The sequence below is a fragment of the Tsukamurella tyrosinosolvens genome (genome assembly GCF_900104775.1).
GTDB classification, from domain to species: domain Bacteria; phylum Actinomycetota; class Actinomycetes; order Mycobacteriales; family Mycobacteriaceae; genus Tsukamurella; species Tsukamurella tyrosinosolvens.
Genome location: NZ_FNSA01000003.1, coordinates 3,398,572 through 3,423,433, shown reverse-complemented (window position 1 = coordinate 3,423,433; position 24,862 = coordinate 3,398,572). Strand labels below are relative to the sequence as shown.

The following is a 24,862-nucleotide window of genomic DNA, read 5'->3' as shown; positions in this document are numbered from 1 at the left end:
CTGATTACCGGCGAGTAACCTACGGTATCGTAGGTTCATGACGATCGCCGGTGTCCCCGAGGCCAAGCCGCGCCTGCGGGGCGTGATCCACCAGTTCGGAGCGCTCGGCGCCGTGCTGTTGGGCATCCCGCTCGTGGTGGCGGGCTTCCTGCAGTCGGCGGCCGCCGGGTTCGCCCTGCTGGTGTACGCGATCACCGTGTTCGGGGTGTTCGGCGTGAGCGCCGCGTACCACCGCGGGGCGTGGACCGAAGCGCAGCGCATCTGGATGAAGCGCGCCGACCACTGCATGATCTTCGTCTTCATCGCGGGCAGCTACACGCCCATCGCGGTCCTGGCGCTGCCCTCGTCCGTCGCGCGGTGGGTGCTCGCGGTGGTCTGGGGCGGAGCCCTGGCCGGGGTGGCGCTCAAGCTGCTGTGGCCGCACGCGCCGCGCTGGGTCGGTGTGCCGCTGTACATCGCGCTCGGCTGGGTGGTCGTCGCCGTCGCGGGAGACCTGGTGCGCGGCGCGGGCTGGACCGCGTCGATCCTGCTCGCCGTCGGCGGCGTGCTCTACAGCGGGGGAGCGGTGCTCTACGCGACCCGCTGGCCGAACCCTTGGCCCGGCGTCTTCGGGCACCACGAGTTCTTCCACGTCGCCACCGTCGTCGCGGCGCTCTGCCACTACGCGGCGATGTGGATCGCGCTGCTGCGCTGACTCTCAGTGCCGCGCCGGGGCGCTGAGGTCGGCGTGGCGGCCGACGGTGGCGTCGAGGGCGGCCAGGCACAGCGCGACGTTCTCCTCCGGCTCGATGCGTCCGTCCAGGAACGTGGCGAGCGAGGTCTCGCGCACGAAGGCGATCCAGCCGGCGAAGGCGACCTCGGCGGCCGCGCGCTGCGCGCCGCCGGCGCCCGCGGCATCGAGCAGGGCGCGACTGATCGCGGCGAAGGAATCGTCGACGGGGCCGCGCACCGCCGGATCGCTCGCGACGGAACTGCGATTCGCGATGATCACCAGCGATAGGTGCGCGGCGTAGAAGTCGAGGTAGTCGCGGAGCAGGCGCTCGGCCCAGGCGCGGACCGTCGGCGCCGCGGATGGCGGGCTCGTACGCACCCGCTCGTGTGCGCGCGACCAGATGCCCCCGAACAGCTCGGCCTTCGTGCGGAAGTAGTGGTAGAGCAGTGCGCGGGTCACGCCCGCGTGCTCGGCGATGTCCTGCATCGAGACGTCGTCGACGCCGCGCTCGCGGAAGAGTTCCTCGCCGGCGTCGAGCAGCGCGTCCCGGCGCTGGTCGGGAGTCAGGCGTCGGCGGGTGGGCACGGAGGCCACTGTAGGCGCGCGATCGCCCTTGATGGTGTGCGGATCGCGGCGTAGCGTCTTATTCGACACATGTAAAATAGGAGGCGGAATGCAGCGGATCTTCCGTGCGTGGCTCGTGGTCTTCGGCGTCGTCGTGATCGGGATCGCCCTCGCGCACTTCCTGTTCGGTCAGGTCACCTACATCGGTGGCGGCGAGGTGAACGCGACGATGGACTCCGACCTGCGGGTCTTCAACGTGCTCTTCGCGGCGTACGGCGCGGCCTTCGTCTGGGCCTCGCGCGACGTGCTCGGCCGGGCCCGGGAGATCAACCTCCTGGGCCTGCTGTTCTTCGTCGGCGCGATCGGCCGGGTGCTCGCGTGGATCACGTCCGGCGCGCCCACGCCCTTCTACATCGCCATGCTCGTCGTCGAATTCGTCGTCCCGGTCGTGCACGTCGCCGTGCTCCGGGCGCTCGCCGACGGCGCACCGTCGGACCGTACGGGCGCGACGGCGGCCGCCTGAGGCGACGTGGCGGCGGCCTAGAGGCGGACCGGGTAGACCGGCTCCTCGATGGCGGGATGGATGCGGTCCTCGACGAAGATGCCGTGCCAGACCATGAACACCAGCACGGTCCAGAGCCGCCGGGAGTGGTCGGTGCCGCCCGGCCAGCCCTCGGGGGCCTTCGCCTTGTGCTCGTCGAGCATGGCCAGGACCGCGCGCCGGTCGATCCACTCGTCGGTCTGCGACTCCTCGATGACGTTCCGCGCCCAGTCGTAGAGCTCCGGGCCGGCCAGCCAGTGCCGCAGCGGCACCGGGAAGCCGAGCTTCTTCCGGTGCAGCACGTGCGGCGGGATGATCTCCTCGAGCGCGCGACGCAGCGCGTACTTCGACGTGCCGCCGGCCAGCTTGAGATCAGCGGGCAGCGTCTCCGCGACGCGGAAGACCTCCTTGTCCAGGAACGGCACGCGCAGCTCCAGCGAGTTGGCCATCGTCATCTTGTCGGCCTTGACCAGGATGTCGCCGCGCAGCCAGGTGAACTGGTCCAGGTGCTGCATCCGCTCGACGGGGCCCCAGCCGCGGGTCTTGGCGTAGATCGGGGCGGTCACGTCGGTGTGCGTCCACTCCGGCCGGAAGTCGCGCAGTACGTAGTCGAGCTGGGCGTCGTTGAACGACCGGGCGTTGCCGTAGTACCGCTCCTCGAGTGGCAGCGAGCCGCGCTGCAGCAGCGACTTACCGCGCTTGCCCTCGGGCATGCGATCGCCGATCCTCCCGGCCGTGCGTCGCGCCCACGCGGGCAGCTTGTCGAACGGCGCGAGCGAGAGCGGCTCCTTGTAGATGGTGTAGCCGCCGAACAGCTCGTCGGCGCCCTCGCCCGACAGCACGACCTTGACGTGCTTGCGGGCCTCGCGCGCGAGGTAGTAGAGGGGCACGAGCGACGGGTCGGCCACCGGATCGTCGAGGTACCAGACGATAGCGGGGATCGCGTCGCGGAACTCCTCGGGCGAGACCGTCTTCACCACGTGCCGGGCGCCGATCGCCTCGGCGGACTCGGCGGCCACGTCGACCTCGCTGTAGCCCTCGCGCTGGAAACCTGTGGTGATCGTGATCAGGTCGGGGTTGTGCTGGATCGCCAGCGCCGCGACGGCCGTCGAGTCGATGCCGCCGGAGAGGAACGATCCGACGGTCACGTCGGCGCGCATGTGCATCTTCACCGAGTCGCGCAGTGCGTCGGCGATGTCGCGGTAGACGGCCTTCGCCTCGGCCGACTCGAGGCCGCCGGTGACGGGCTTCACGGGGAAGCGCGGCTCGAAGTAGCGCCGGCCGACGACCTCGCCGCCGGGGGAGAGGGTGGCGTAGCAGCCCGACTCGAGGCGGCGGATGCCCAGGTGCAGCGACTCGGGCTCGGGCACGTACTGCAGGACCGTGTAGTGCTGCACGGCGCGAGCGTCGAGGCCCGGCTTCAGCCCCGCCTCGTCCGCCAGGGCGAGCACCGACTTCTTCTCGGACGAGAAGACGGTGCCCTTCGAGCCCGTCGCGACGTAGAGGGGCTTGATGCCGAACTGGTCGCGCGCGAGCGTCAGCTCCCGCTTCTCGGTGTCCCAGATCGCGAAGGCGAACATGCCGCGCAGCTGCCCCAGCACCCCGTCGATGCCCCAGTGGTGGAACCCGGCGACGATCGACTCGCCGTCGCCCTCGGTGCGGAACTCGGCGCCGAACTCGTCGGTCAGGCGCTGCCGCAGCTCGAGGTAGTTGTAGATCTCGCCGTTGAACGTCAGTGCGTACCGGTCCGGGCTCTCCGGCGGGCCCCAGCGCAGCGGCTGATGGGCGTGCTCGATGTCGATGAAGGCGAGCCGGTTGAAGCTCAGCGCCAGGTCGTCGTCGTGCCACGACCCGCCGAACTCGTCCGGGCCGCGGTGCCGCATGCACCGGCCGGCGGCGGTCACCGCGTCGACGACGTCGCCCGCGTGCTGATCGGCGGACAGGAATCCCAGGAGGCCACACACGGTTGACCAGTATGCCGGAACGGGCCCCTTCCGCCGGAACGCCGCAGGCCCGTAACCCGGGCACGCGAAACGACGCGCCATTTGCCGACCCCGCAACGTGTACCCCGTCCCGTTGGTCTACGCTGCGTAGTACAAGGGGAACGTGCAGCCCCGGCCGTGAGTTCCCGGACGGGGAGACGGTCCGGATCGGGCCCCGTAGCACTGACCGTGTTTCAGCAGGAAGGCGCGACATTGGCACCCGGAAGTAACGCCCACGGTGGGGCCGCGTCCTGGCGTAAGCGCCTGGTTCTGGCCGCCGGGCTCGTCGCTGGCATGTTCGCTCTGGCGGGCTGCTCGGCCGACGAGGTGATGCGTTTCGGTTGGCCCGAGGGTGTGACCCCCGAGGCCCGTGACATGACTGAGCTGTGGAGCTGGTCCGTCGTCGCCGCCCTCATCATGGGTGTCCTCGTCTGGGCCCTCACGTTCTGGACCATCACGTTCCACCGGCGCAAGGCGGACTCGCCCGATTTCCCCCGGCAGACCGCGTACAACGTGCCGCTGGAGCTGCTGTACACCGCGATCCCGTTCCTCATCATCGCGGTCCTCTTCTACTTCACCGTGGTCGTGCAGACCAAGGTCGAGAAGATCGAGGACAACCCCGGCGTGACGGTCGACGTCACCGCCTTCCAGTGGAACTGGCGTTTCGCGTACCGCGAGGTCACCCTCGACGGCAACAAGATCAAGCTCGAGCGGGAGAACCCGTACGGCAAGCAGCCCGACATCGCGAAGCTCAACGAAGAGGCTGCGAAGATGAAGGAGCACGGCCACATCGAGGTGCAGCCCGAGCGCGGCCCGAACCACGGCCGTTTCCAGGAGATCCGCGACTACCTGAAGTTCAGCACCGTCGAGGTGCAGGGCTCGTCCGCCGAGATCCCCGTGCTGGTGCTGCCGACCGACACCCGCGTCCAGTTCGATCTGGCCTCGGCCGACGTCGTGCACTCCTTCTACGTCCCGCAGTTCGCCTTCAAGCGCGACGTCATGCCGAACCCGGTGCAGAACCACACCCAGAACAAGTTCCAGGTGTCCAGCATCGACCGGCCCGGCGCCTTCGTCGGCCGCTGCGCCGAGATGTGCGGCGACTACCACTCCATGATGAACTTCGAGATCCGCGCCGTGACGCCGGAGAACTTCAAGAAGTACATCGAGGCGCGTCAGGGCGGCAAGGACAACGTCGCCGCGCTCGAGTCGATCGGCGAGGTGGGCGTCTCCACCAGCACGTTCCCGTTCGACACCCGCCGCACCGGCCGCACCCCGTCGGGCAACAGCACCGCGCCCGTCAACGCAGAAGGAGCGAACTGACCCATGAAGGTCGAAGCGAAACTCTTCGAGTTCCTCACCGCGTTCTTCTTCCTCGCGGGCATCCTGTACACCGTCGCGACCGCGATCTGGGGCCCCGGCTACGGCTACGGCGCCGTCGAGTGGGTCGGCGTCACCGGCATGTTCCTCACGGGCGGCCTGACGCTGATCATCGGCACGTACTTCCGGTTCGTGTCCAACCGCGTCGACACCCGCCCCGAGGACTACGAGGACGCCGAGGTGTCCGACGGTGCCGGCGAGCTGGGCTTCTTCAGCCCGCACTCGTGGTGGCCCATCCTGCTCTCGGCCTCGGTCGCCGTGGTCGGCATCTCCGTCGCCCTGCAGCTCTACTGGCTGTGGTTCTTCGGCGGCCTGCTCGTCGTCGGCGCCGCGTGGGGCCTCGTCTTCGAGTACCACAAGGGTCCCGAGAAGCACTAGGACACGGTCTTCAGCGACGCCCGCCCCGGTTCTGAGAAACTCAGTTCACCGGGGCGGGCGTCGCTCGTTCGGCGGTGTTCACCGCGGCGTCTCCTGCGGGTCGTCTCGGCCTGATTGCATGCACCCATGACGCAGGCCAGGGCCGGGCTGTCCGTACGCAAACTCACCGCCGACGAGGTGCGCGGCAGGGGAGGGACCGTCGCTCCGCAGAAGACGAAGTACGACTTCTCCGAGGCGGAGCCCGAGGCGTACGGCGGAGGGGCGTACGGCACCGTCGGGCACATCGGTGTGGTCGTCGCCCCTGAGCGCGCGTATCTGGCCGTCGACACCGTCGGCAGCCCCCGCACCTCCGAGGACTTCCGCGCGGCCGCCGAGGCCCTCTACGCGGCCGCCTACGGTGTGAAGGTGCGCAACAAGGCCCTCTACCGGCGCGGCACCCCGGGCGCCGACGACGCCGACCGCAGCGACTTCCGGATGCCCCCGCTCGAGCGCCTCCGCGGCGAGGTGGCGCCCCACGACACCGACACGGCCCGCTGGACACTGCTCCTGCGCCGGCCCGCGTGGATCGACGAGGCCGAGGTGGGCGACGTGCTCGAACAGCTCGAGGTCAGCAAGGGCCTGAGCCTCGCCCGCGTGCGCTGCCTGGACCTGCCGGCAGCGTCGTACCTGCAGACCCGCGTCGACGGCCGGTGGTCCGCCGCGCTGCTCCCGACCGCGAAGGCCTTCGCCGTGCAGCTGCGCGAGCAGAGCCTGGCGGCCGTCGACGGTGCGTGGCACGAGGTCTGCCTCGGCGAGCCCGGCGCTCCGGTGGGGGAGAACAGCTACCTGCTGCGACTGCGCCTGGCCTGAATCACCGGGGTTCGTCGGCGCGGACGCGCGTCCAGGTCACGTCGCCCCGGCTGCGCCGCTCACGTGCGACCCCGGCGACGGTGCCCGCCGCGTGCGCCGCGACCCCGAACGCCGTCATCGACGTGACCTCCCACTCCCGCGGCACCGCGAACTCGGCGGCGACGGCTTCGCGGTCGAAGGCCCGGAACTGGTGGGCGTCGATGCCGATCGACAGGGCCTGCAGCGTCATGTGCGCGACGGCCTGGCCGAGGTCGTAGCGGGAGAACTCCGAGTACTCCCAGTCCGTGTCCTCGACGAGCACCCGGGCGAGGTTCACGACGATCGCGGAGGCGTCCGGCGCCCACCGGGCGGAGCTCCCGGCGAGATGGCGCACGATGCGCGCGTGCACGGCATCGCCGTGGCGGCCCACGACGAACGCCCACGGCTGCGAATTGCCCGCGGAGGGCGCGAGGCGGCCGGCATCCAGGATCGTGTCGAGCGCGTCGTCGCTGATCTCCGCCCCGGGCTCGAACGCCATCGGGCTGTGCCGACGGAGGACGGCGGGATGGATCGCCGGCACGACCGGGATCTCGCAGGTACTCACGGCGTCCATTGTGCGCGCCGGGCCCCCGGAAACGACTGCGGCCCCTCCCCCGCGTGGGGGAGGGGCCGCAGTGGCGTTGTCAGGACCTACTCGACGTCGATCTTGCCGCCGTTGTCCTGGACCTTCTTGAGGGCCTCGAGCGCCTTGACCTCGTTCGCGTGGTCGCGGGCGGCGTTGTCGCGCTGCTCCTCGGGCGAGTCGGCCCGCAGGAACGAGCCCGTGCCGGGCTGGCCGGCGGCGCCGAGCTGGTTGGCCTTGGTCGGGACGACCGCGCCCTCGTAGGGGAGCGGCACGGCGTGGCCGTGGTCGTCGATCGGGCCGAGCGGCTGGTGGAGCTCGATGAACTCACCGTTCGGGCGACGCACGATGACGCCGGTCTCGATGCCGTGCTCCAGCACCGCGCGGTCGGCGCGCTGCAGGCCGATGCAGAACCGGTAGGTCAGCCAGTAGGCGACCGGCGGCAGCACGACCAGGCCGATGCGGCCGATCCACGTCATCGCGTTGAGCGAGATGTGGAACTTCAGCGCGATGACGTCGTTCACACAGGACAGCGTGAGAACGATGTAGAACGCGAGGGCCATGGCGCCGATCGCGGTACGCACCGGCACGTCGCGGGGACGCTGCAGGATGTTGTGGTGCGCATCGTCGCCGGTGAGCTTCTTCTCGATCCACGGGTAACCGAACATCAGGCCCACGATCACGCCGATGATGATCGCCACGAACGCGGCGCCCGGGACGGTGTGGCCCCAGAAGTAGAGCTCCCACGCCGGCCACAGACGGGCCAGGCCGTCCGTCCACATCATGTAGACGTCGGGCTGGACACCCGCGGAGACCTTCGCCGGATCGTAGGGGCCGATCGTCCACACGGGGTTGATCGTGAAGATGCCCGCCATGAGGGCGAGGATGCCGAAGGTGGCGGCGAAGTACGCGCCGGTCTTGACCGCGAAGACGGGGAGGATGCGGACACCCACCACGTTCTCCTCGGTGCGGCCGGGACCTGCGAACTGGGTGTGCTTCTGGTACCAGACGAGGGCCAGGTGGCCCGCGATGAGCGCCAGGATGATGCCCGGGAACAGCAGGATGTGCAGCACGTACAGGCGCGGGATCAGCAGCTCGCCGGGGAAGTCCCCGCCGAACAGGGCCCAGTGGACCCAGGTGCCGACCACGGGGAGGCCGACGACGATGCCGGACATCGCGGCGCGGACGCCGGTGCCCGAGAGCAGGTCGTCCGGGATCGAGTAGCCGAAGAAGCCCTCGAACATCGCGAGCATCAGCAGCGCGCAGCCGATGACCCAGTTGGCCTCACGCGGGCGGCGGAACGCACCGGTGAAGAAGATGCGGGCCATGTGGATGATGATCGACGCGGCGAACATCAGGGCGGCCCAGTGGTGGATCTGGCGGACGAACAGGCCGCCGCGCACCTCGAACGAGATGTCCAGGGTGGTGGCGTAGGCGCGCGACATCGCGACGCCGTGCAGCGGCTCGTAGGCGCCCTCGTAGTGGACCTCCGACAGCGACGGGTCGAAGAACAGGGTGAGGTACACGCCCGACAGCAGCAGGATCACGAAGCTGTACAGCGCGATCTCGCCCAGCATGAACGACCAGTGCGTGGGGAAGACCTTGTTGATCTGGCGACGGATCCCGGGCGCGAAGTGGTACCGCGAATCCAGATCGTTGGCCTGGTGGCCGATCCGATCTCCGAGTGTGGTCATCAGTGCGTCGCCTCCCAGAAGGCCGGTCCGACCTGTTCGATGAAGTCGCCGTTGGCGACCATGTAGCCCTGCTCGTTGACCGAGATCGGCAGCTGCGCGAGCGCGCGGGCGGCGGGGCCGAAGACCGGCTTGCCGTACTCGAGCGCGTTGAACTGCGACTGGTGGCAGGGGCAGAGGATGCGGTTGGTCTGCTGCTCGTACAGCGACGTGGGGCAGCCGAAGTGGCTGCAGACCTTGGTGTAGGCCCAGTAGTCGCCGTAGTTGAAGCTCTCCTGGCCCTCACGCTTGATCGCGCGGACGGCGTCCTCGGGGCGCAGGCGGATCAGCATGACGGGGTTGCGGATGCCCTTGAGGCCGTGGAGCAGCTTGAGGCGCGACTCCTCGGTCTCGCCGAAGCCGTCCGAGACGCGCCACGGGAACACCGTCATCATGCCGCCGGCGTCGAGGTCCTCCGCCTTCACGAGCTTGACCTTGTAGGGATCGCCCACGTCGTTGCGCAGGAAGACCGGCTCGTGGTTGAGCTCGTTGGAGAAGTCGTTCTCGAGCGAGTTCCAGTACGGCGACCAGCCGGTGTGCCACAGCGGCGAGGCCTCGCGCTTGGCCCACGGGTTCTTGACGAGGCCGCCGATGAAGCCGGCCGCGGCACCGAGGCCGAGCACGCCGACACCGAATCCGGCCGAGGCCATGATCATCTTGCGGCGGGGGAGGGTCGAGGTCTCCAGCGCATCCTTGAACAGCGCGGCCGTGGTGGTCTTGTCCACCTTGGACGAGCCGCCCGCGTCATGCCGCTGCTGGACGGCGATCTCCTCGGGGATGAACTTCTTGGTGAACTGCACGGTGCCCGCGAAGACGCAGAGCAGCGACAGCCCGAAGGTGATGCCCAGCATCGGCGTGTACAGCGTGTACCACCAGTAGTGGGCGTCGTCGATGCCCTGGTACTTCCACGGCCAGAAGAGGAAGACACCCAGGAGCGCGGCGCCGAAGACGCCGGCCAGGACGAACCACAGGGCGACGGTGCGCTCGGCGCGCTTCTCGGCGCGGGTCCCGGGGACGGGCCAGCGGGGCTCGCGGTAGACCAGCTCGACACCGTCGAGGTTGGTACCGAGCTTCACCAGCTCCTCGTGGGACAGGTTGTCCAGTTCGTCGTCCGACGGGACGTTGTTCAACGGCTTGGCGGTCAATTCCTGCTCCCAACCCACATCGCGGCGCCGACGACGGCGATCATCCCGGTCACCCACATCACCATGCCCTCGGACGCGGTACCGAAACCGCCGAGGCCGTGGCCGCCGGGGGACTGGGTCTCGCCGACGTTCTTGATGAAGCCGATGATGTTCTTCTTCTCTTCAGGCGACAGTGCACGGTCCGAGAACTTGGGCATGTTCTGCGGGCCGGTCAGCATCGCGGCGTAGATCTCCTGCTCGTTGGCGGGATCCAGCGGGGGCGCGAACTTGCCACCGGACAGGGCGCCGCCCCGGCCGGTGAAGTTGTGGCACGAGGCGCAGTTGAGGCGGAAGAGCTCGGCGCCGGCGCCGAGGTTCTTGCCGCGCAGCGACTCCTGCGCGATGACGCGGTTGCCGTTCTCGTCGCGCTTGATCGAGCCGTCCGGGTTGTACTCCCAGACGATCGACGGGCCGCCGCCGATCGACTGGATGTAGGCGCCCATGGCGTCGATCTGCTTCGCGTCGAACTTGGCGGGCTTGCGCACGATCTGCGACGAGTTGACCGTCGCGGGCATGCGGCCCGAGTGCACCTGGAAGTACACGGCCGAATCGCCGACACCGACGAGGCTGGGACCGCGGTCCTTCACGCCCTCGAGGCTGGCGCCGTGGCAGCTGATGCACGAGGTCTCGTACAGGCGCTTACCGTTCTCCACCTGCGCGGCGTCGAAGTCGTCGGCGATCGCGACCTGCGGGGTCGGGCTGGCGATCGTGGCGACACCGCCCGCGGCGAGGAGGCCGCCGACCAGCAGCGCCGCGCTCGCGAATTTGCGGCGGAGCTTGCGCTGCTTCCGGGCCTTCTGTGCCGAGGCGACGGACGCGCGCCCGGCACCGTCGGGCTCGCCTCCCTCGGCGGGCTCAAAGTTGGCTGAACTCATCTGCTATCCCTCTGTGATGGCGACTGAGATAAACGTCTTTAGCGAATGATGTAAATGACGGCGAAGAGGCCGATCCACACCACGTCGACGAAGTGCCAGTAGTAGCTGACGACGATCGCCGAGGTCGCCTGGGCGGGCGTGAACTTCGAGGCGCGGCTGCGGGCCAGGATGAAGACGAAGGCCACGAGGCCGCCCATCACGTGCAGGCCGTGGAAGCCGGTGGCCATGTAGAACACCGAGCCGTAGACCGAGGAGCTGAGCGTGAGGCCCTCACCGATCAGGGTCTTGTACTCGTTGAGCTGGCCCGCGATGAACGCGGCGCCCATGATCAGCGAGATCAGGTACCAGATCCGGAACTTGAAGACGTCGCCCTTCTCCGCGGCGAAGACGCCCAGCTGGCAGGTGACCGACGAGGCGATCAGCACGATGGTCGGCGGCAGGGCCGCGGCCAGGCTGATGTTCGTGTCGGCGGGGGGCCATCCGTTCTCCCCAGCTCCGGCTCGCGCCACGAAGTACATGGCGAAGAGACCGGCGAAGAACATGAGCTCGCTCGACAGCCAGACGATGGTCCCGACGCTGACCATGTTGGGCCGGTTGAGTGAGTGCACGCGCTGGGTGATGGCTGTAGCTGAGGTCGGTGCGGCGCTAGTCACCTCGCAAGTATGACCGGTCGTAGTATCGAATGCCTACCCGGGTCGCAGATTGGGCGCGTCGAATATCGCGGGCAGGCTGGACGCCCTCCGCTCGTACACTCGAAACACCACGTCAACGGCCGGATCGGCATCGGCAGATAAGGCGGACCTTGCCCTACGACCTCAACGGCAGACCCGAACAGCGGACCCGGCTGGGTCGGTTGCTCGGCCACCTCTCCACGCGCACCGTCGAAGAGTTAACGCCCGGGCACCCCGGTTTGGTTCCCGTGGCCGAGTCGGGCGACGACGCGGCCGCCTCGTCGTCGGTCCTCGACGCGGCGGAGGGCTTCGATCCGGACGCGCAGAGCGTGCTGCTGCACGTCCTCGAAGTGCCGCCCGCGGAGGTCGACGAGGTGCTGCGGCTCGTCGGACAGGATCGCTACGAGCGGGTCGCGGCCGACGGTGCGCCGGGCCTTCCCGGGATGGAGACCGTCGCCGTCGCACGGGTGCAGAGGGTGGACGCGCTGCACGTCTCCCAGGAGCGTTCGCGGATGGCGGGCGTGACCGCGCGGCACGGCGGCAGCGCCGTGCTGTGGCAGGTGCTCCAGATTCCTGCTTGACCGCCCCGATTACAGTTGCGGCCATGGATTGGCCGACGGTTCTCACCGAGCTCACCTCTCAGCGCGACCTCAGCGCGGAGCAGGCCCGGTGGGCGATGTCCGAGATCATGAGCGACGGGGCGACCCCGTCGCAGATCTCCGCGTTCGGCGTCGCCATGAAGATGAAGGGCCCGTCGCCGGTCGAGGTGCGCGCGCTGGCCGACGTGATGCTCTCGCTCACGACCCCGGTGCCCTTCGACGCCCGCGCCGTCGACATCGTCGGCACCGGCGGCGACCGCTCGCACTCGGTCAACATCTCCACGATGAGCTCGATCGTCGTGGCCGCGGCCGGCGTCCCCGTGCTCAAGCACGGCAACCGGGCCGCGTCGTCGAAGTCGGGCGGCGCGGACTGCCTGGAGGCGCTCGGCGTGGCGATCGGGCTGAGCGCCGACGGCGTCGCGCGCACCACCACCGAACTGGGCATCGGCTTCTGCCTAGCCTCCGTCTTCCACTCGGGCCTGCGCTTCGCCGGCGCCACCCGCAAGGAGATCGGGATCCCGACCGTCTTCAACGTGCTCGGCCCGCTCACCAACCCGGGGAGGCCCTCCGCCGGGCTCATCGGCTGCGCGTTCGCCGACCTCGCGCCCGTCGTGGCGCAGGCGTTCGCCGACCGCGGCGGCCAGGACCACGTGATCGTCGTCCGCGGCGACGACGGGCTCGACGAGCTGACCACCACGTCGACCTCCACCGTCTGGCGCGTGCAGGAGGACGGGGTGGGCGTCGAGTCCGTCGATCCCCGCGAGCTCGGGCTGGCCCGGGTCGCGATGGAGGACCTGCGGGGCGGCGACGCGACCGTCAACGCCGCGATCGCCCGCTCCTTCCTCGCCGGGGAGACCGGCCCGGTGCGCGACGCCGTGCTCCTCAACTCGGCCGGCGCCGTCGCCGCGTACGAGGGGCTGATCGCGGGGGAGCCCGTGCAGGACGCGCTCGCCGCGCACCTGCCGCGCGTCGCCGAGGCCGTCGACTCGGGCGCCGCGGCCGCGCTGCTCGACCGCTGGATCGCGCTGTCGCAGGAGATCGCGGGCGCGTGAGCGAGTCGGGTCTGGACCGGATGCGGGCCGACGCCGCCGCCCGCGGCCTGACGGTGACGGTGCGCGAACGCCCGGCGGCGCGGAGCCTCGAGGAGGCGGCCGCGCTCATGGACCTGCCGCCGTCGCAGCTGGTGAAGTCGCTCGTCGTGCGCAGGGGCGAGGGGGCCTACCTGTTCGCGCTCGTCCCCGGCGACCGCTCGATCGCGTGGCCCAAGCTGCGCGCCGTGGTCGGCGTGAACCGGCTCGCGATGCCGCCCGCCGACGAGGCCCTCGAGGCCACGGGGTACGAGCGCGGCACGATCACGCCCGTCGGGGCCCGGGGCGGCTGGCCGGTGTACGTCGACGAGCGGATCGCCGGCGCGACGGTGGCGCTCGGTGCCGGCGCACACGGTCACAGCGCGATCGTGGACGCGGACGCGCTCATCGCGGCGTACGGCGCGACCGTCGCCGACATCGCCGAGTAGGTGCCCGCGAACAGAACGCACAAAATTCCATTCCGTGGAATTCGGCGTTCCGCCCGCCTAACCTTGTCGGCGTGAGTAAGCGCACAGTCTCCCCGCAGATCGCCCGTTCCTGGCTGCTCGTCCCGGCCTCCCATCCCGAGTCGTTCGCCGTCGCGCAGGCCAGCGAGGCCGACGCCGTGATCATCGACCTCGAGGACGCCGTCGCCGCGAAGGACAAGGAGCAGGCGCGGGCGGACACCGTCGAATGGCTGTCGACCGGCCATCGCGCGTGGGTGCGCATCAACGATGCGGCGAGCGAGTACTGGAGCGCCGACTGCGCCGCGCTCAAGCAGTGCGCCGGGCTCGAGGGCGTGATGCTCGCGAAGTCCGAGGGGTCGAGCCACCTCGACGACACCGCGGACCGGCTGCCCGACGGTACGCCGATCCTCGCGCTCGTCGAGACCGCCCGCGGGATGCAGAACGTCGCGCGGATCGCCTCCGCGCCGTCGACCTTCCGGATCGCCTTCGGCACGGGCGACTTCAAGCGCGACACCGCCGTCGGCGAGGATCCGATCGCCCTGGCCTACGCGCGGTCGCAGCTGGTGATCGCGTCGCGGGCGGCGCGGCTGCCCGCGCCGATCGACGGCCCGACGCTCAACATCGCGCACCTGCCCACCGGCACCGCCCTGGCGAAGGAGATGGGCATGTCCGGGAAGCTGTGCCTCACGCCGGAGCACGCCGGCGTCATCAACAGCGGCCTCAGCCCGAGCGAGTCGGAGGTGGCGTGGGCGCACGGCTTCATCGACGCCTTCGAGAAGTCGGGCGGCAAGATCACCGACGGCTCCGACCTCCCGCGCCTCGCCCGCGCCCAGAAGATCGTGCAGCAGGCCGTCGACTTCGGCATCGAGGTCGAGGCCGCGGAGGTCAGCCACAGCGGCTACTGAGAGTGGGGCCTACTCTCGGGGCATGGGGTTGTTCGGGAGGAAGAAATCGGTCGACGATCAGCCGGACCCGTACCTTGAGCTGCTGACCATTCGCGATGCGGATCGGCTCCGCGCGCTGTCGCGGACCGTGCTGGCGGAGAAGGGGTTCGAGGCGGAGGTCCGCGGCGATCACGTGCTGACCGCCGACGGCCGCACGTTCGGGCTCGACAACCTCATGCGCAAGGTTCGCGGCGCCGGGCCCGCCGAGTGGGACGGAGTCGTCCGCGAGCACTTCGCAGCGATGCTCCGCCCGCCGGACGAGGAGCCGGACGAGGCGCAGATGCGCGAACGGATCATCGCGCGGCTCTGGGACGTCACCGCGACGGACGGCCGGATGAGCTTCGACTACGCGCTCGAGTGGCAGCCCGGCGTGGCAGAGCTGCTCGCCGTCGACTACCCGGACCGGGTCAGCATCCTCAGCGACGGCTCCGTGCGGGAGATGGCGCCACTCGGTCCCTGGTACGACCGCGCGCGGCGGAACCTGTGGCGCGAGCTGACCGAGACGGCCGAGGTCCGCGTCGAGACCGTGGAACACGACGGGCACCGGTTCCAGTGCGCCCTCAGCGAATCCGTCTACACCGCCAGCGGCGCGTTGCTGCTGGCGGACCTGCTGTCGCGCTGGGTGCCCGGCATCGACCTGAGCGGAGGCGTGCTGTTCGCCGTGCCCTTCCGCAACCAGCTGGCCTTCGCCGCCTGCTCGAGCGCGGAGGCCGCGCTCGGCGGGCTCATGCTCCTGCCCGTGTTCGCGGCCAACGGTTACTCCGACGGGGTGGGGCCGGTGTCGCCGAACGTCTACTACTGGCGCGACGGCACCGTGACGCAGATCAGCAGCATCTCCGACGACGCGCTGAACGTGACTCCGCCGCCGGAGCTGCTGGAGATCATCAACGGCGGATGAGCCCTCAGTTCCCGATGTCGAAGCCCGCGTCGACGTCCGCCGAGGCGTACTCGCGGAAGGCGATGTGGGTGGAGGTGCTCGCGACGCCGTCGATCCGGTTGATCTTCTCGGTGACCACCTCGGCGATCTGATCGTGCTCGCGCACGCGCACCTTCGCGATGAGGTCGATGTCGCCGGCGCACGAGTACACCTCGGTGACGCCCTCGATGTTCGCGACGGCCTGCGCGGTCTCGGGGATGCGGTGCACGTCGGCGTTGATGAGGACGATCGCGGTGATCACTGCGGGGCCTTCCGGTCGATCTGGCGCTGGCGCTCACGCGGCGTGCGTGGCCTCCTCACTGTATTGCCTGGCGGGCCCGCGCGGATGCGCCGCCGCCGCACGGGCGTCGCGGCCCGCCTCGGAGGCCCGCCCGGCCCACGCGAGCCAGCGCCCGGCGCCCGCCACCGGTTCGCCCCACATCCCCTGCACGTCGACGATGCGGGTGCCCGGGCGCAGTGCCCAGCGGCGCAGGAGCGCGGCCTCCTCGGGGCTGGCGCCGTGCAGGGTGTCGGAGGGGAAGAGGGTGTCGGGCACGTCGGGCGCGGCGCACGCCTCGCCGTGCGCCGCGTACACGGACTCGGCGCCCGCGCGCAGCCGGTCGAAGACGGGCATCGGCGGCACGCCGCGCGGCGCCACGCCCGCCGCGGCGAGGCGGCCGTGGCGCACGATCGACAGTTCCCACCCGCCGGCGCCGTCGGGGTGCGCGATCGACAGTTCGGGGACGTCCGCGAAGGCGACCAGCGCGTGCGAGCGGGCGACCGCGTCCACCAGCTGCGCGGTCCGATCGCGCAGGCGGGCCGCCGACTCGAAGAACTCCCGTTCCGCGAGGGTCGCCAGGCGCGCCTCCAGCGCCGTGAAGACCTCCGAGGAGCGACCGGTGAGCGCGGCGGCCGCCCGGTCGGCCCGCGGCCGGTACAGGGCCGCGGGCTCGGGCAGCGCGACGGACGCCTGGCATCCGCCGAGGGGACGCGCACCGTCGGGCCCCAGGGCGCAGGTGTGGACCGCCCCGGCCCGCAGCCGGGTGGTGCACGTGCGGAGGCCGCACGCCTCGGCGAGCAGCTCCGCGAGATCGGCGGCGTCGGTCCGCGAGCGCACCGGCCCGATGCACGCGGCCCCCGCCGGCGCGGAGCGCTTCACGGCGAGCCGGGGGAAGGCCTCGGCGGTGAGGCAGATCCACCAGCCGCGCTTGGGGTACTTCGACCGGCGGTTGTACGGGGGAGTGTGCGCGGCGATGAGCCGCAGTTCGCGCGCCGCCGCCTCGAGCGCGTGCGCGCATTCCACGTGGTCCACCCGCTCCGCGAGGCCCACCATCTCCTTGATCCGGCCCCGCGTCTCGCCCGACGTGAAGTAGCTGCGCACCCGGCGCCGCAGGTTCCCCGACGTGCCGACGTACAGCACCTCGTTCCCCGGCCCGCGGAACAGGTACACGCCCGGCCGTTCCGGCAGCGGATCCGCGAGGTGGCGCTTGGCCCGCTGCTGCGGCGTCACCGACGGGAGGTGCCCGCGCAGCTCCCCGAGCGTGTGGATGCCCAGGTTGCCCACGCGGCCGATCAGCCCGTGCAGCACCTCGACGGTGGCCCGCGCGTCGTCGAGCGCGCGGTGCGTGGGGGTGGTCTCGGTGCGGAACAGGCGCGCGAGCTCGCTCAGCTTGACCGACGGTGCCTCGTCCCGAGTGAGCACGCGCCGTGCCAGCTGCACGGTGCACAGCGACGCCGGCTTCGGCCACGGGGTGCCGGTGGCGGCCGCGGCGGCCTTGAGGAAGCCGAGGTCGAACCGGGCGTTGTGCGCGACCAGGACGGCGCCGTGCGCGAACTCGAGGAACGAGGGGAGGACGGACTCGATCCGCGGTGCCCCGGTGACCATCGCCGTGGTGATGCCGGTGAGATGGGTGATGTGCGGGGAGATCCCGCAGCCCGGGTCCACCAGCGTCGCGAACTCGCCCAGGACCTCGCCGCCGCGCACCTTGACCGCGCCGATCTCGGTGATCGCGTCCCCACCCTTGGGGGAGCCGCCCGTGGTCTCCAGGTCGACCACGACGAACGTCACCTCCCGCAGGGGCGGGTCGACGATGCCCGTCTCGCAATCGTCCAGGCTGAGCTGCATGCCGAGACCGTAGAACACCCCACCGACAGGTTTTCGCCGCCCGAACGCGCACTCGAAAGTTGTCGGTGGGCGGCATTAGCGTCGCCGGCATCGAGACCCCGACAACGACAGGGACAACGCCATGACACTGCACGTCGACTGCTCCACCTGCCCCGCCAAGCCCCGCGCCTGCGGCGACTGCGCCGTGGGCTTCCTCCTCGGCCCGGTCGTCATGGCCGCACCGCCCGTCCCGGGCGCCGCCGAGAGCCGCGGAGGCCCGTCGGTCACGGCGGAACCCGGCCTGAGTGACGCGATCGCGGCCTTCGCGAACGAGGGAATGTTGCCCCGTCTCAGGGTGGTCCCTGACCAGGCGAAACGTGCCGGATAGGGGGTCGTTCAGGGGTGCCTCGGGGTGGTTCCCCGGCGCGTCCGGCTAGACAGGCGCGTTTCCGTTTCGTAATCTTTCTGAGACCTTGCGGAGGAGCCCGGAGCGAAAACCGCCCCGTCTCCCGAGGTCACCGCCTAAGAGGCCGCGAGGCCTCGCCGGGGACCCACACGTGTTATCCGGGGTGAATCGCCGGAGGTCTCGACCTCCGGGGTAGGGCATCTTCCTCGCCCGAACCCGTCAGCTAACTCGGTCGGCGGTCGGGAAGAAACTTAGGAGAATCGCTTCGTGGCGAAACACCGACTTCAGCCGCAGCCCAGCAAGGGTGCCACCGTCGCCCGCGGTGCGCTCGCAGCGGGCGCCGTGACCATCGGTACGCTCGCGGCCCCCACGGCCGCCTTCGCAGCGCCCGCCCCCGCGGCGCCGGCGCCGGTCGCGCCCAAGGCGAAGCCCGCACCCGCGCCGGGCGTGAAGCCCGCCGTCGCCGCCGGGAAGGCCAAGCCGGCCGCGAAGCCCGCGCAGAGCGTCGCCAGCCGCAACACCGCGGCACGGCCCAACGTCGTCAGCGGCGTCGCGATCGCCCCGAAGCCGGGCGTCACCACCGTCGCCGGCGCGCAGCCGGGCGGCGCGAAGGCCAAGGTCGTGCAGGCCGCGCTGTCGCGCACCGGCCTGCCCTACTCGTACGGCTCGGCGGGCCCCAACTCGTTCGACTGCTCGGGCCTCGTCTACTGGTCCATGAAGCAGGCAGGCATCACCGTGCCGCGCGACAGCTACGGCCAGCTCGGCGGCGGTCGCTCGATCCCGATCTCGGACCTCCAGGCCGGCGACATCGTGATCTACAACGGCGGCAGCCATGCGGCGCTGTACATCGGCAACGGCAAGGTCGTGCACTCGGTGAACTACGGCATCCCCGTCAAGGTGAGCCCGCTCAACGAGATGTCGGTCTACTCCGCTCGTCGTTACTGACGTAACCTGGCAGTGATTGCGTTCGCAATCGTGCTCCAGCTTGGAAGGACCAGCTCGGCCGTGTCATCGACCTCCCCCTCCCGCTCGCTCGTGCTGCGCGGTTCCGCCGCGTCGGCCGTGGTCGCCCTGGTGGCCGGGCTGACCGTCACCGGTAGCGCGACCGCGGACCCCGACACCGCCGACGCCGCGCTGAAGCAGTACGAGGCGCTCTCGGAGCAGGCCTCCGGCACCAACGAGGCCGCGAAGGCCGCGCAGGAGGACGCCGAGAAGGCCACCGCCGCCAAGCGTGCGGCCGACGCCACGCTCGTGGCGGCGAAGCGCGAGGTCGCCGCGGTCCAGGCGCGGAAGGCCGCGCTGCAGCCCCAGATCGATGCGGTCGTCGTCGCCAACTACAAGGGCTCGCGCACCAATCGCACGTACGCGCTGCTCGTCAGCGATTCGCCGCAGCAGATGCTCGACCAGATGTCGACGCTCGACTTCGTCAACCGCGACGTCGTCGCCACCGTCGACGCCTACAAGAAGTCGAAGGCCGCGGCCGATTCCGCGGCCACCCGCGCCGCAGACGCCGCCAAGTCGGCCGAGGACACCCGCACCGAGGCCGAGCGCAAGGCCGCCGATCTCAAGCAGAAGAAGTCGCGGCTGGCGCAGGAGATCGCCCGGATCAAGGCGATCTACGACCGGCTCACCGGCGCCCAGCGGCAGACGCTGATCGGTCCTCCGACGCCGTTCGACCCCAGCAAGGTCCCGCCGGGGAGCACCGCCGAGCTCGCCGCCGTGCGGGCCGCGCTGACCCGTGTCGGCAGCCCCTATGCGTGGGGCGGCACCGGCCCCGGCCAGTTCGACTGCTCGGGCTTGATGGTCTGGGCGTACCAGCAGTCCGGCAAGTCCCTGCCGCGCACCTCGCAGGCGCAACTCAACGGCGGCCGCCAGGTCTCCCGCGGCGAGTTGCAGCCCGGCGACATCATCGTCTACTACTCCGCCGCCACCCACGTCGGCATGTACGTCGGCGACGGAAAGGTCGTGCACGCCTCGACCTTCGGCGTCCCGGTGCAGGTCGTTCCGATCGACGCCGCGGGCCCGTACAACTCGGCGGTCCGCTACTAGGCTTCCGCGATGCGGGCGGCGCTCACGGGGCTACAGTGAGCCCATGTCCGCTTTCCTGCTGAACCCGCAAACGGCCGACTACGCGCACTTCGATGAGGAGACGCGCCGCCTGCTCCGGGCGACCGTCGACTTCTTCGAGTCCTACGGGAAGCAGCGGCTCCTGCAGGCGGACCTGGACGCCGACTGGGTCACGGACTTCCTCGCGTTCGAGAAGCGCGAGAAGCTCTTCGCCACGTTCCTCACGCCCGCGGCCTACGCCGACGGCGACCCGAACCGCCGCTGGGACGCGGCGCGCAACGCCGCGCTCAGCGAGATCCTCGGCTTCTACGGCCTGTCCTACTGGTACGCCGAGCAGGTCACCATCCTCGGCCTCGGCCCGATCTGGATGAGCGCCAACGAGGACGCCAAGCGCAAGGCCGCGCGACAGTTGGCCGACGGCGGCGTCATGGCCTTCGGGCTGTCCGAGCGCGCGCACGGCGCCGACGTCTACGACACGGACATGATCCTGACCCCGACGGGCGACGGCGGCTTCACCGCCTCGGGCACCAAGTACTACATCGGCAACGGCAACGTCGCCGGGATGGTCTCGGTGTTCGGCCGGCGCGCGGACGTGGAGGGGCCGGAGGGCTACGTCTTCTTCGCCGCCGACAGCGCCCATCCCGCCTACGAGCTGATCGACAACGTCGTCCACTCGCAGATGTTCGTCTCGACCTTCGCCCTGCACGACTACCCGGTGACCGCCGCCGACGTCCTGCACACCGGCCCCGACGCCTTCGCCGCCGCGCTGAACACCGTCAACGTCGGCAAGTTCAACCTCTGTCACGGCGCCATCGGCATCGGTGAGCACGCCTTCTACGAGGCGATCACCCACGCCAACAACCGGATCCTCTACGGCCACCCCGTCACCGACTTCAGCCACGTGCGTGCCAACTTCGTCGACGCCTACGCGCGGCTCGCCGCCATGAAGCTGTTCAGCGACCGGTCCGTCGACTACTTCCGCAGCGCCAGCCGCGAGGACCGCCGGTACCTGTTGTTCAACCCGATGACGAAGTCGAAGGTCACGTCCGAGGGGGAGAAGGTCGTGACCCTGCTGCTCGACGTGATCGCGGCGAAGGGCTACGAGAAGACGACGTACTTCCACCAGGCCAACCGGTACATCGGGTGGATGCCCCGGCTCGAGGGCACCGTGCACGTCAACGTCGCGCAGATCCTCAAGTACATGCCCAATTACCTGCTCAATCCGGCGGAGTACCCCGGGATCGGCACCCGTCTCGATCCCGCCGACGACGCGTTCTTCTTCGCGCAGGGCCCGCTGGGCGGCGCGAGCAAGGTGCCGTTCGCGGACTGGACGACGGCGTACGAGGCCGCGGCCGACGAGCCCAACGTCGCGATCTTCTACGAGCAGGCGAAGGCGCTGCGCGAGTTCCTGCTCACCGCGGCGCCCGACAAGGAGCAGGCCGAGGACCTCGACTTCGTCCTCAACGTCGGCCACCTCTTCTCGCTCGTCGTCTACGGCCAGCTGATCCTGGAGCAGGCCGCGCTCACGGGACTGGATCGGAGCCTGCTCAGCCGCATCTTCGACCTGCAGATCCGCGACTTCTCGGCGTACGCCGTCGGCCTGTACGGCAAGCCCGGCGCCACCCCGGCGCAGCAGCAGTGGGCGCTCGACGCGGTGCGGCGCCCCGTCGCCGATCCGGCGACCTTCGACCGGGTGTGGGAGCAGGTCGCCGCCTACGACGGCGCCTACGAGATGCGCCCCTGAGCGGCGGGCGGGCGGCGGCCCAGTACGGTTGACGCCATGCCGCGCACGCTGCTGGTCACCAACGACTTCCCGCCCCGACCCGGAGGCATCCAGACCTACCTGCAGGCCTTCGTCCGGCAGCTGCCCGCCGACGAACTGGTGGTCTACGCCTCGCGCTGGCGTGGCAGCGAGGAGTACGACGCCGCGCAGCCCTTCGAGGTGGTCCGCCACCCGACGACGCTGCTGCTGCCCACCCCCGACGCCTTCTCCCGCGCCCGGGACCTGGTGCGCTCCCGCGACATCGAGACCGTGTGGTTCGGCGCCGCCGCGCCGCTCGCCCTGCTCGGCGCCCCGCTCAAGGACGCCGGCGCGCTCCGCACCGTCGCGTCCACCCACGGCCACGAGGTGGGCTGGTCGATGCTGCCGCCGTCGCGCGCCTGCCTGCGCCGCATCGGCGACACCACGGACGTGACCACCTACGTCAGCAAGTACACCCGCGGCCGGTTCGCCGCGGCCTTCGGCCCGCGGGCCGCGCTGGAGCACCTCCCGCCCGGCGTCGACACCGACGTCTTCCGGCCCGACGATGCCGCCCGCTCGGCCCTGCGCGCCCGCTACGGCCTCGGGGAGGACGAGCCCGTCGTGCTGTGCCTGTCGCGGCTGGTGCCGCGCAAGGGGCAGGACATGCTGATCCGCGCCCTGCCGCGGATCCGGGCGCAGGTGCCCGGCGCCAAGCTGATGATCGTGGGCGGCGGGCCGTACGCGGAGACGCTGCACACGCTCGCGCGCCGGACCGGCGTCGACGAGCAGGTGATCTTCACCGGATCCGTGCCGTTCGACGAGCTCGCGGCGCACCACAACGTCGGCGACGTCTTCGCCATGCCGTGCCGCACCCGCGGCGCCGGCCTCGACGTGGAGGGCCTCGGCATCGTCTTCCTCGAGGCGTCCGCGACCGGGAAGCCCGTCGTGGCGGGCGATTCCGGCGGCGCGCCGGAGACCGTGTGGGAGGGCGAGTCGGGCCACGTCGTGCCCGGCCGTGACGTCGAGGCCATCGCCGACGCCGTCGCGGGCCTCCTCGCCGACCCCGACCGGGCCGCGACGATGGGCGCTCGCGGGCGCGAGCTGGTCGCCGAGCACTTCGACTGGCGCCGCCTCGGCCACCGCCTCCAGACGCTCCTCAACCCGTTCTGACCCGCGGACAGCTGGACAGAAGAACAGAACCGCCGCACCGGGATCCGGTGCGGCGGTTCTGCGTTCGAGGGTCTACTTCGCGTACAGCTCGGCGATGTCGTCGGCGTACTTCTGCGAGACGACGTTCCGCTTGACCTTCATGGTCGGCGTCATCTCGCCGGTCTCCTCCGAGAAGTCCTCGGGCAGGATGCGCACCTTCTTGATGGCCTCGGCCTTGGAGACGGTCTCGTTGGCGGCCGCGACCGCCTTGTTGATCTCGGCCAGCAGGTCGGGGTCGTTGCGCAGGTCGGTGACGGTGGCCGACTCGGGCTTGCCGTTGGCGGCCTTCCACTGCGGGAAGGCCTCCGGGTCGATGGTGACCAGCGCGGCGATGTAGGGCTGCGCGTCGCCGACCACCATGGCCTGCGAGATCAGCGGGTTGCTGCGCAGCGCGTCCTCGAGCCCGGCGGGGGAGACGTTCTTGCCGCCCGCGGTCACGATCAGCTCCTTCTTGCGGCCGGTGATCGACAGGTAGCCATCGTCGTCGATCGAGCCCAGGTCGCCCGTGTGGAACCAGCCGTCCTCGATGGCGCCCTTGGTCGCCTCCTCGTTGTGCCAGTAGCCGCGGAAGACGACGGAGCCCTTGAGCAGGATCTCGCCGTCCTCGGCGATCTTCGCGGCCTGGCCGGCCAGCGGACGCCCGACGGTGCCGATCTTCTGCGCGCCCGCGACGTTGACCGTGATGGCCGCAGTGGTCTCGGTGAGGCCGTAGCCCTCCATGACCGTGACGCCCACGCCGCGGAAGAAGTGGCCGAGCCGCGCGCCCAGGGGTGCGCCGCCGGAGATCGCGACCTTGCAGTTCCCGCCGAGCGCGGCCTTGAGCTTGCCGTAGACCAGCTTGTCGAACAGGGTGTGCTTCGCCTTGAGGAGCAGGCCGGCGCCGCCGGTGTCCTGCGCCTGGCTGTACTCGATCGCGGTCTGCACGGCGGCGTCGAAGATCTTGCCCTTGCCGCCGTCGACGGCGCTCTGCTGCGCGGAGGCGTAGACCTTCTCGAAGACGCGCGGCACCGACAGGATCAGCGTGGGCTTGAAGACGGAGAACTGCGGCACCAGGTTCTTGGTGTCGTTGAAGTGGCCGACCAGCGCGCCGCCCTTGAAGCAGGCGATGTTCACGGCGCGCGCCAGCACGTGCGCCAGCGGCAGGAACATGACGTTGGAGCCGCCGCGGATGGCGTCGCCGAACGGCGAGCTGAGGATCGCCTCGGCCTCGCTCATGAGGTTGGAGTGGGTGAGCTCGCAGCCCTTGGGGCGGCCGGTGGTGCCGGAGGTGTAGATCAGGGTGGCGAGGTCCTCGGCCTTGACGTCCGCGCGGCCGGCGTGGACCTGCTCCTCGGTGATCTCCGCGCCCTCGGCGGTGAGCGTCGCGACGGCGCCCGGGTCGTCATCGGTGGGATCGATCTGCAGGACGCGCTGCACGTTGTGCAGGCCCGTGAGCTCCGCGACCTCGGCGGCCTGCTTCGGGCCCTCGATGACCATCAGGACGGCGTCCGAGTCCTCCAGGATCCAGTCGATCTGGCCGGACGAGCTGGTCTCGTAGACCGGCACGGTCACGGCGCCGACGGCCCAGATGGCGAAGTCGATGAGCGGCCACTCGTAGCGGGTGGACGAGACCAGCGCGACGCGGTCGCCCGGCTTGACGCCCTGCGCCACGAGCCCCTTGGCGACGCCGAGGATCTCCTGCTCGTACTGCTTGGAGGTCACCGGTTCCCAGTTCCCCGCGACGAGGCGCTTGATCCGGACGCTGTCCGGGTCCGTGCGGGCCACATCGAAGACGACGTCGACCGTGGAGGCCGAGGGGTCGATGGTGTAGTTGGCGGGAACGCTGATCTCGCGCACGAATCCTCCGGGTCGCAAACGGTGGTGTTGTGGTGAACCTTA

At 70.5% G+C, this 24,862-nt stretch carries 25 protein-coding genes and 1 riboswitch; of the genes, 15 read left to right on the top strand and 10 right to left on the bottom strand.

Annotation, left to right across the window (positions count from 1 at the left end; all coding sequences use genetic code 11):
- Positions 1–37: 37 nt before the first annotated feature.
- Positions 38–694: a PAQR family membrane homeostasis protein TrhA gene (gene trhA, locus BLW32_RS18935; protein WP_068739218.1), complete on the top strand. Its 657-nt coding sequence runs from the start codon at positions 38–40 to the stop codon at positions 692–694.
- 3 nt (positions 695–697) lie between these two features.
- Here the strand turns inward: trhA and BLW32_RS18930 are convergent, their stop codons facing one another.
- On the bottom strand, positions 698–1,297 hold the full coding sequence (locus BLW32_RS18930; protein ID WP_068739688.1) for a TetR/AcrR family transcriptional regulator: 600 nt from the start codon (positions 1,295–1,297) through the stop codon (positions 698–700).
- An 88-nt stretch (positions 1,298–1,385) separates the two neighbouring features.
- Here BLW32_RS18930 and BLW32_RS18925 point away from each other — a divergent pair, with 88 nt between their 5' ends.
- Positions 1,386–1,799 (top strand): DUF4345 domain-containing protein, encoded by a 414-nt coding sequence (locus tag BLW32_RS18925; protein ID WP_068739216.1) that lies wholly within the window; start codon positions 1,386–1,388, stop codon positions 1,797–1,799.
- A 17-nt stretch (positions 1,800–1,816) separates the two neighbouring features.
- Here the strand turns inward: BLW32_RS18925 and asnB are convergent, their stop codons facing one another.
- Positions 1,817–3,781, bottom strand: a complete 1,965-nt coding sequence (gene asnB, locus BLW32_RS18920) for an asparagine synthase (glutamine-hydrolyzing) (RefSeq protein WP_068739212.1) — start codon at positions 3,779–3,781, stop codon at positions 1,817–1,819.
- A gap of 207 nt (positions 3,782–3,988) precedes the next feature.
- Between asnB and ctaC the strand changes: the two genes are divergently transcribed.
- From ctaC to BLW32_RS18905, 3 genes are all read left to right on the top strand, one after another.
- The gene (ctaC, locus tag BLW32_RS18915) at positions 3,989–5,119 is read left to right on the top strand and encodes an aa3-type cytochrome oxidase subunit II (protein WP_435594888.1); all 1,131 of its coding nucleotides are present in this window, start codon (positions 3,989–3,991) and stop codon (positions 5,117–5,119) included.
- Between the two features lie 3 nt (positions 5,120–5,122).
- Entirely contained in the window at positions 5,123–5,554 is a 432-nt protein-coding gene (locus BLW32_RS18910) for a cytochrome c oxidase subunit 4 (RefSeq protein WP_068521058.1), read from the top strand.
- Positions 5,555–5,680: 126 nt separating this feature from the next.
- Complete coding sequence (locus BLW32_RS18905; protein ID WP_068739209.1) at positions 5,681–6,403, top strand: hypothetical protein; 723 nt, start codon at positions 5,681–5,683, stop codon at positions 6,401–6,403.
- A gap of 1 nt (position 6,404) precedes the next feature.
- Here BLW32_RS18905 and BLW32_RS18900 read toward each other — a convergent pair whose 3' ends face one another.
- The 5 genes from BLW32_RS18900 to ctaE form a co-directional block, all read right to left on the bottom strand.
- Complete coding sequence (locus BLW32_RS18900) at positions 6,405–6,986, bottom strand: nitroreductase family protein (protein WP_231857274.1); 582 nt, start codon at positions 6,984–6,986, stop codon at positions 6,405–6,407.
- 86 nt (positions 6,987–7,072) lie between these two features.
- Positions 7,073–8,698, bottom strand: coding sequence for a cytochrome bc1 complex cytochrome b subunit (qcrB, locus tag BLW32_RS18895; protein WP_068521051.1), 1,626 nt, complete (start codon positions 8,696–8,698; stop codon positions 7,073–7,075).
- Positions 8,698–9,879: a cytochrome bc1 complex Rieske iron-sulfur subunit gene (gene qcrA, locus BLW32_RS18890; protein WP_068521049.1), complete on the bottom strand. Its 1,182-nt coding sequence runs from the start codon at positions 9,877–9,879 to the stop codon at positions 8,698–8,700. Before qcrA ends, qcrB begins: the two co-directional genes overlap by 1 nt.
- Positions 9,876–10,793: a cytochrome bc1 complex diheme cytochrome c subunit gene (qcrC, locus tag BLW32_RS18885; RefSeq protein ID WP_068739205.1), complete on the bottom strand. Its 918-nt coding sequence runs from the start codon at positions 10,791–10,793 to the stop codon at positions 9,876–9,878. The genes qcrA and qcrC overlap by 4 nt, the downstream gene beginning before the upstream one ends.
- A gap of 38 nt (positions 10,794–10,831) precedes the next feature.
- The gene (gene ctaE, locus BLW32_RS18880) at positions 10,832–11,446 is read right to left on the bottom strand and encodes an aa3-type cytochrome oxidase subunit III (protein WP_074850712.1); all 615 of its coding nucleotides are present in this window, start codon (positions 11,444–11,446) and stop codon (positions 10,832–10,834) included.
- 266 nt (positions 11,447–11,712) lie between these two features.
- Here ctaE and BLW32_RS18875 point away from each other — a divergent pair, with 266 nt between their 5' ends.
- The 5 genes from BLW32_RS18875 (at position 11,713) to BLW32_RS18855 (ending at position 15,439) form a co-directional block, all read left to right on the top strand.
- Positions 11,713–12,045 carry a hypothetical protein gene (locus BLW32_RS18875; RefSeq protein ID WP_068521042.1) on the top strand — a complete coding sequence of 111 codons (333 nt, stop codon included), beginning with the start codon at positions 11,713–11,715 and terminating at the stop codon, positions 12,043–12,045.
- Positions 12,046–12,068: 23 nt separating this feature from the next.
- On the top strand, positions 12,069–13,115 hold the full coding sequence (gene trpD / locus BLW32_RS18870; protein WP_068739203.1) for an anthranilate phosphoribosyltransferase: 1,047 nt from the start codon (positions 12,069–12,071) through the stop codon (positions 13,113–13,115).
- A complete protein-coding gene (locus BLW32_RS18865; protein ID WP_225535782.1) occupies positions 13,112–13,579 on the top strand; it encodes an aminoacyl-tRNA deacylase in 468 nt (155 codons plus the stop codon). Before trpD ends, BLW32_RS18865 begins: the two co-directional genes overlap by 4 nt.
- 71 nt (positions 13,580–13,650) lie before the next feature.
- Positions 13,651–14,502: an HpcH/HpaI aldolase/citrate lyase family protein gene (locus BLW32_RS18860; protein WP_068521038.1), complete on the top strand. Its 852-nt coding sequence runs from the start codon at positions 13,651–13,653 to the stop codon at positions 14,500–14,502.
- Positions 14,503–14,524: 22 nt separating this feature from the next.
- Positions 14,525–15,439: a hypothetical protein gene (locus BLW32_RS18855; protein ID WP_068739201.1), complete on the top strand. Its 915-nt coding sequence runs from the start codon at positions 14,525–14,527 to the stop codon at positions 15,437–15,439.
- Positions 15,440–15,443: 4 nt separating this feature from the next.
- Here the strand turns inward: BLW32_RS18855 and BLW32_RS18850 are convergent, their stop codons facing one another.
- Complete coding sequence (locus tag BLW32_RS18850; RefSeq protein WP_068521033.1) at positions 15,444–15,719, bottom strand: Lrp/AsnC family transcriptional regulator; 276 nt, start codon at positions 15,717–15,719, stop codon at positions 15,444–15,446.
- A gap of 33 nt (positions 15,720–15,752) precedes the next feature.
- Positions 15,753–17,582 carry a DEDD exonuclease domain-containing protein gene (locus tag BLW32_RS18845; RefSeq protein ID WP_068739686.1) on the bottom strand — a complete coding sequence of 610 codons (1,830 nt, stop codon included), beginning with the start codon at positions 17,580–17,582 and terminating at the stop codon, positions 15,753–15,755.
- Positions 17,583–17,703: 121 nt separating this feature from the next.
- Here BLW32_RS18845 and BLW32_RS18840 point away from each other — a divergent pair, with 121 nt between their 5' ends.
- The 5 genes from BLW32_RS18840 to BLW32_RS18820 all read left to right on the top strand — a co-directional run bounded on the left by BLW32_RS18840 (position 17,704) and on the right by BLW32_RS18820 (position 22,945).
- Complete coding sequence (locus BLW32_RS18840) at positions 17,704–17,949, top strand: hypothetical protein (RefSeq protein ID WP_068739198.1); 246 nt, start codon at positions 17,704–17,706, stop codon at positions 17,947–17,949.
- Between the two features lie 121 nt (positions 17,950–18,070).
- Positions 18,071–18,220: riboswitch (cyclic di-AMP (ydaO/yuaA leader) on the top strand.
- A gap of 14 nt (positions 18,221–18,234) precedes the next feature.
- Positions 18,235–18,912: a C40 family peptidase gene (locus tag BLW32_RS18835; RefSeq protein ID WP_068521028.1), complete on the top strand. Its 678-nt coding sequence runs from the start codon at positions 18,235–18,237 to the stop codon at positions 18,910–18,912.
- 60 nt (positions 18,913–18,972) lie between these two features.
- The gene (locus BLW32_RS18830; RefSeq protein WP_139286263.1) at positions 18,973–20,016 is read left to right on the top strand and encodes an NlpC/P60 family protein; all 1,044 of its coding nucleotides are present in this window, start codon (positions 18,973–18,975) and stop codon (positions 20,014–20,016) included.
- Between the two features lie 43 nt (positions 20,017–20,059).
- Entirely contained in the window at positions 20,060–21,778 is a 1,719-nt protein-coding gene (locus BLW32_RS18825; RefSeq protein ID WP_068739196.1) for an acyl-CoA dehydrogenase family protein, read from the top strand.
- 36 nt (positions 21,779–21,814) lie between these two features.
- Positions 21,815–22,945: a glycosyltransferase family 4 protein gene (locus tag BLW32_RS18820; RefSeq protein ID WP_068739194.1), complete on the top strand. Its 1,131-nt coding sequence runs from the start codon at positions 21,815–21,817 to the stop codon at positions 22,943–22,945.
- 72 nt (positions 22,946–23,017) lie between these two features.
- On the opposite strand, the gene BLW32_RS18815 is transcribed toward BLW32_RS18820, so the two are convergent.
- Positions 23,018–24,820 (bottom strand): AMP-dependent synthetase/ligase, encoded by a 1,803-nt coding sequence (locus BLW32_RS18815; protein ID WP_068521021.1) that lies wholly within the window; start codon positions 24,818–24,820, stop codon positions 23,018–23,020.
- Positions 24,821–24,862 lie beyond the last annotated feature (42 nt).

Excerpts from the sequence above, each read along its gene's own strand:
- trhA (WP_068739218.1), top strand. The coding sequence starts at position 38 with ATGACGATCGCCGGTGTCCCCGAGGCCAAGCCGCGCCTGCGGGGCGTG.
- BLW32_RS18925 (WP_068739216.1), top strand. The coding sequence starts at position 1,386 with ATGCAGCGGATCTTCCGTGCGTGGCTCGTGGTCTTCGGCGTCGTCGTG.
- BLW32_RS18910 (WP_068521058.1), top strand. The coding sequence starts at position 5,123 with ATGAAGGTCGAAGCGAAACTCTTCGAGTTCCTCACCGCGTTCTTCTTC.
- BLW32_RS18905 (WP_068739209.1), top strand. The coding sequence starts at position 5,681 with ATGACGCAGGCCAGGGCCGGGCTGTCCGTACGCAAACTCACCGCCGAC.
- qcrB (WP_068521051.1), bottom strand. The coding sequence starts at position 8,698 with ATGACCACACTCGGAGATCGGATCGGCCACCAGGCCAACGATCTGGAT.
- qcrC (WP_068739205.1), bottom strand. The coding sequence starts at position 10,793 with ATGAGTTCAGCCAACTTTGAGCCCGCCGAGGGAGGCGAGCCCGACGGT.
- trpD (WP_068739203.1), top strand. The coding sequence starts at position 12,069 with ATGGATTGGCCGACGGTTCTCACCGAGCTCACCTCTCAGCGCGACCTC.
- BLW32_RS18855 (WP_068739201.1), top strand. The coding sequence starts at position 14,525 with ATGGGGTTGTTCGGGAGGAAGAAATCGGTCGACGATCAGCCGGACCCG.
- BLW32_RS18845 (WP_068739686.1), bottom strand. The coding sequence starts at position 17,582 with ATGCAGCTCAGCCTGGACGATTGCGAGACGGGCATCGTCGACCCGCCC.
- BLW32_RS18840 (WP_068739198.1), top strand. The coding sequence starts at position 17,704 with ATGACACTGCACGTCGACTGCTCCACCTGCCCCGCCAAGCCCCGCGCC.
- BLW32_RS18825 (WP_068739196.1), top strand. The coding sequence starts at position 20,060 with ATGTCCGCTTTCCTGCTGAACCCGCAAACGGCCGACTACGCGCACTTC.
- BLW32_RS18820 (WP_068739194.1), top strand. The coding sequence starts at position 21,815 with ATGCCGCGCACGCTGCTGGTCACCAACGACTTCCCGCCCCGACCCGGA.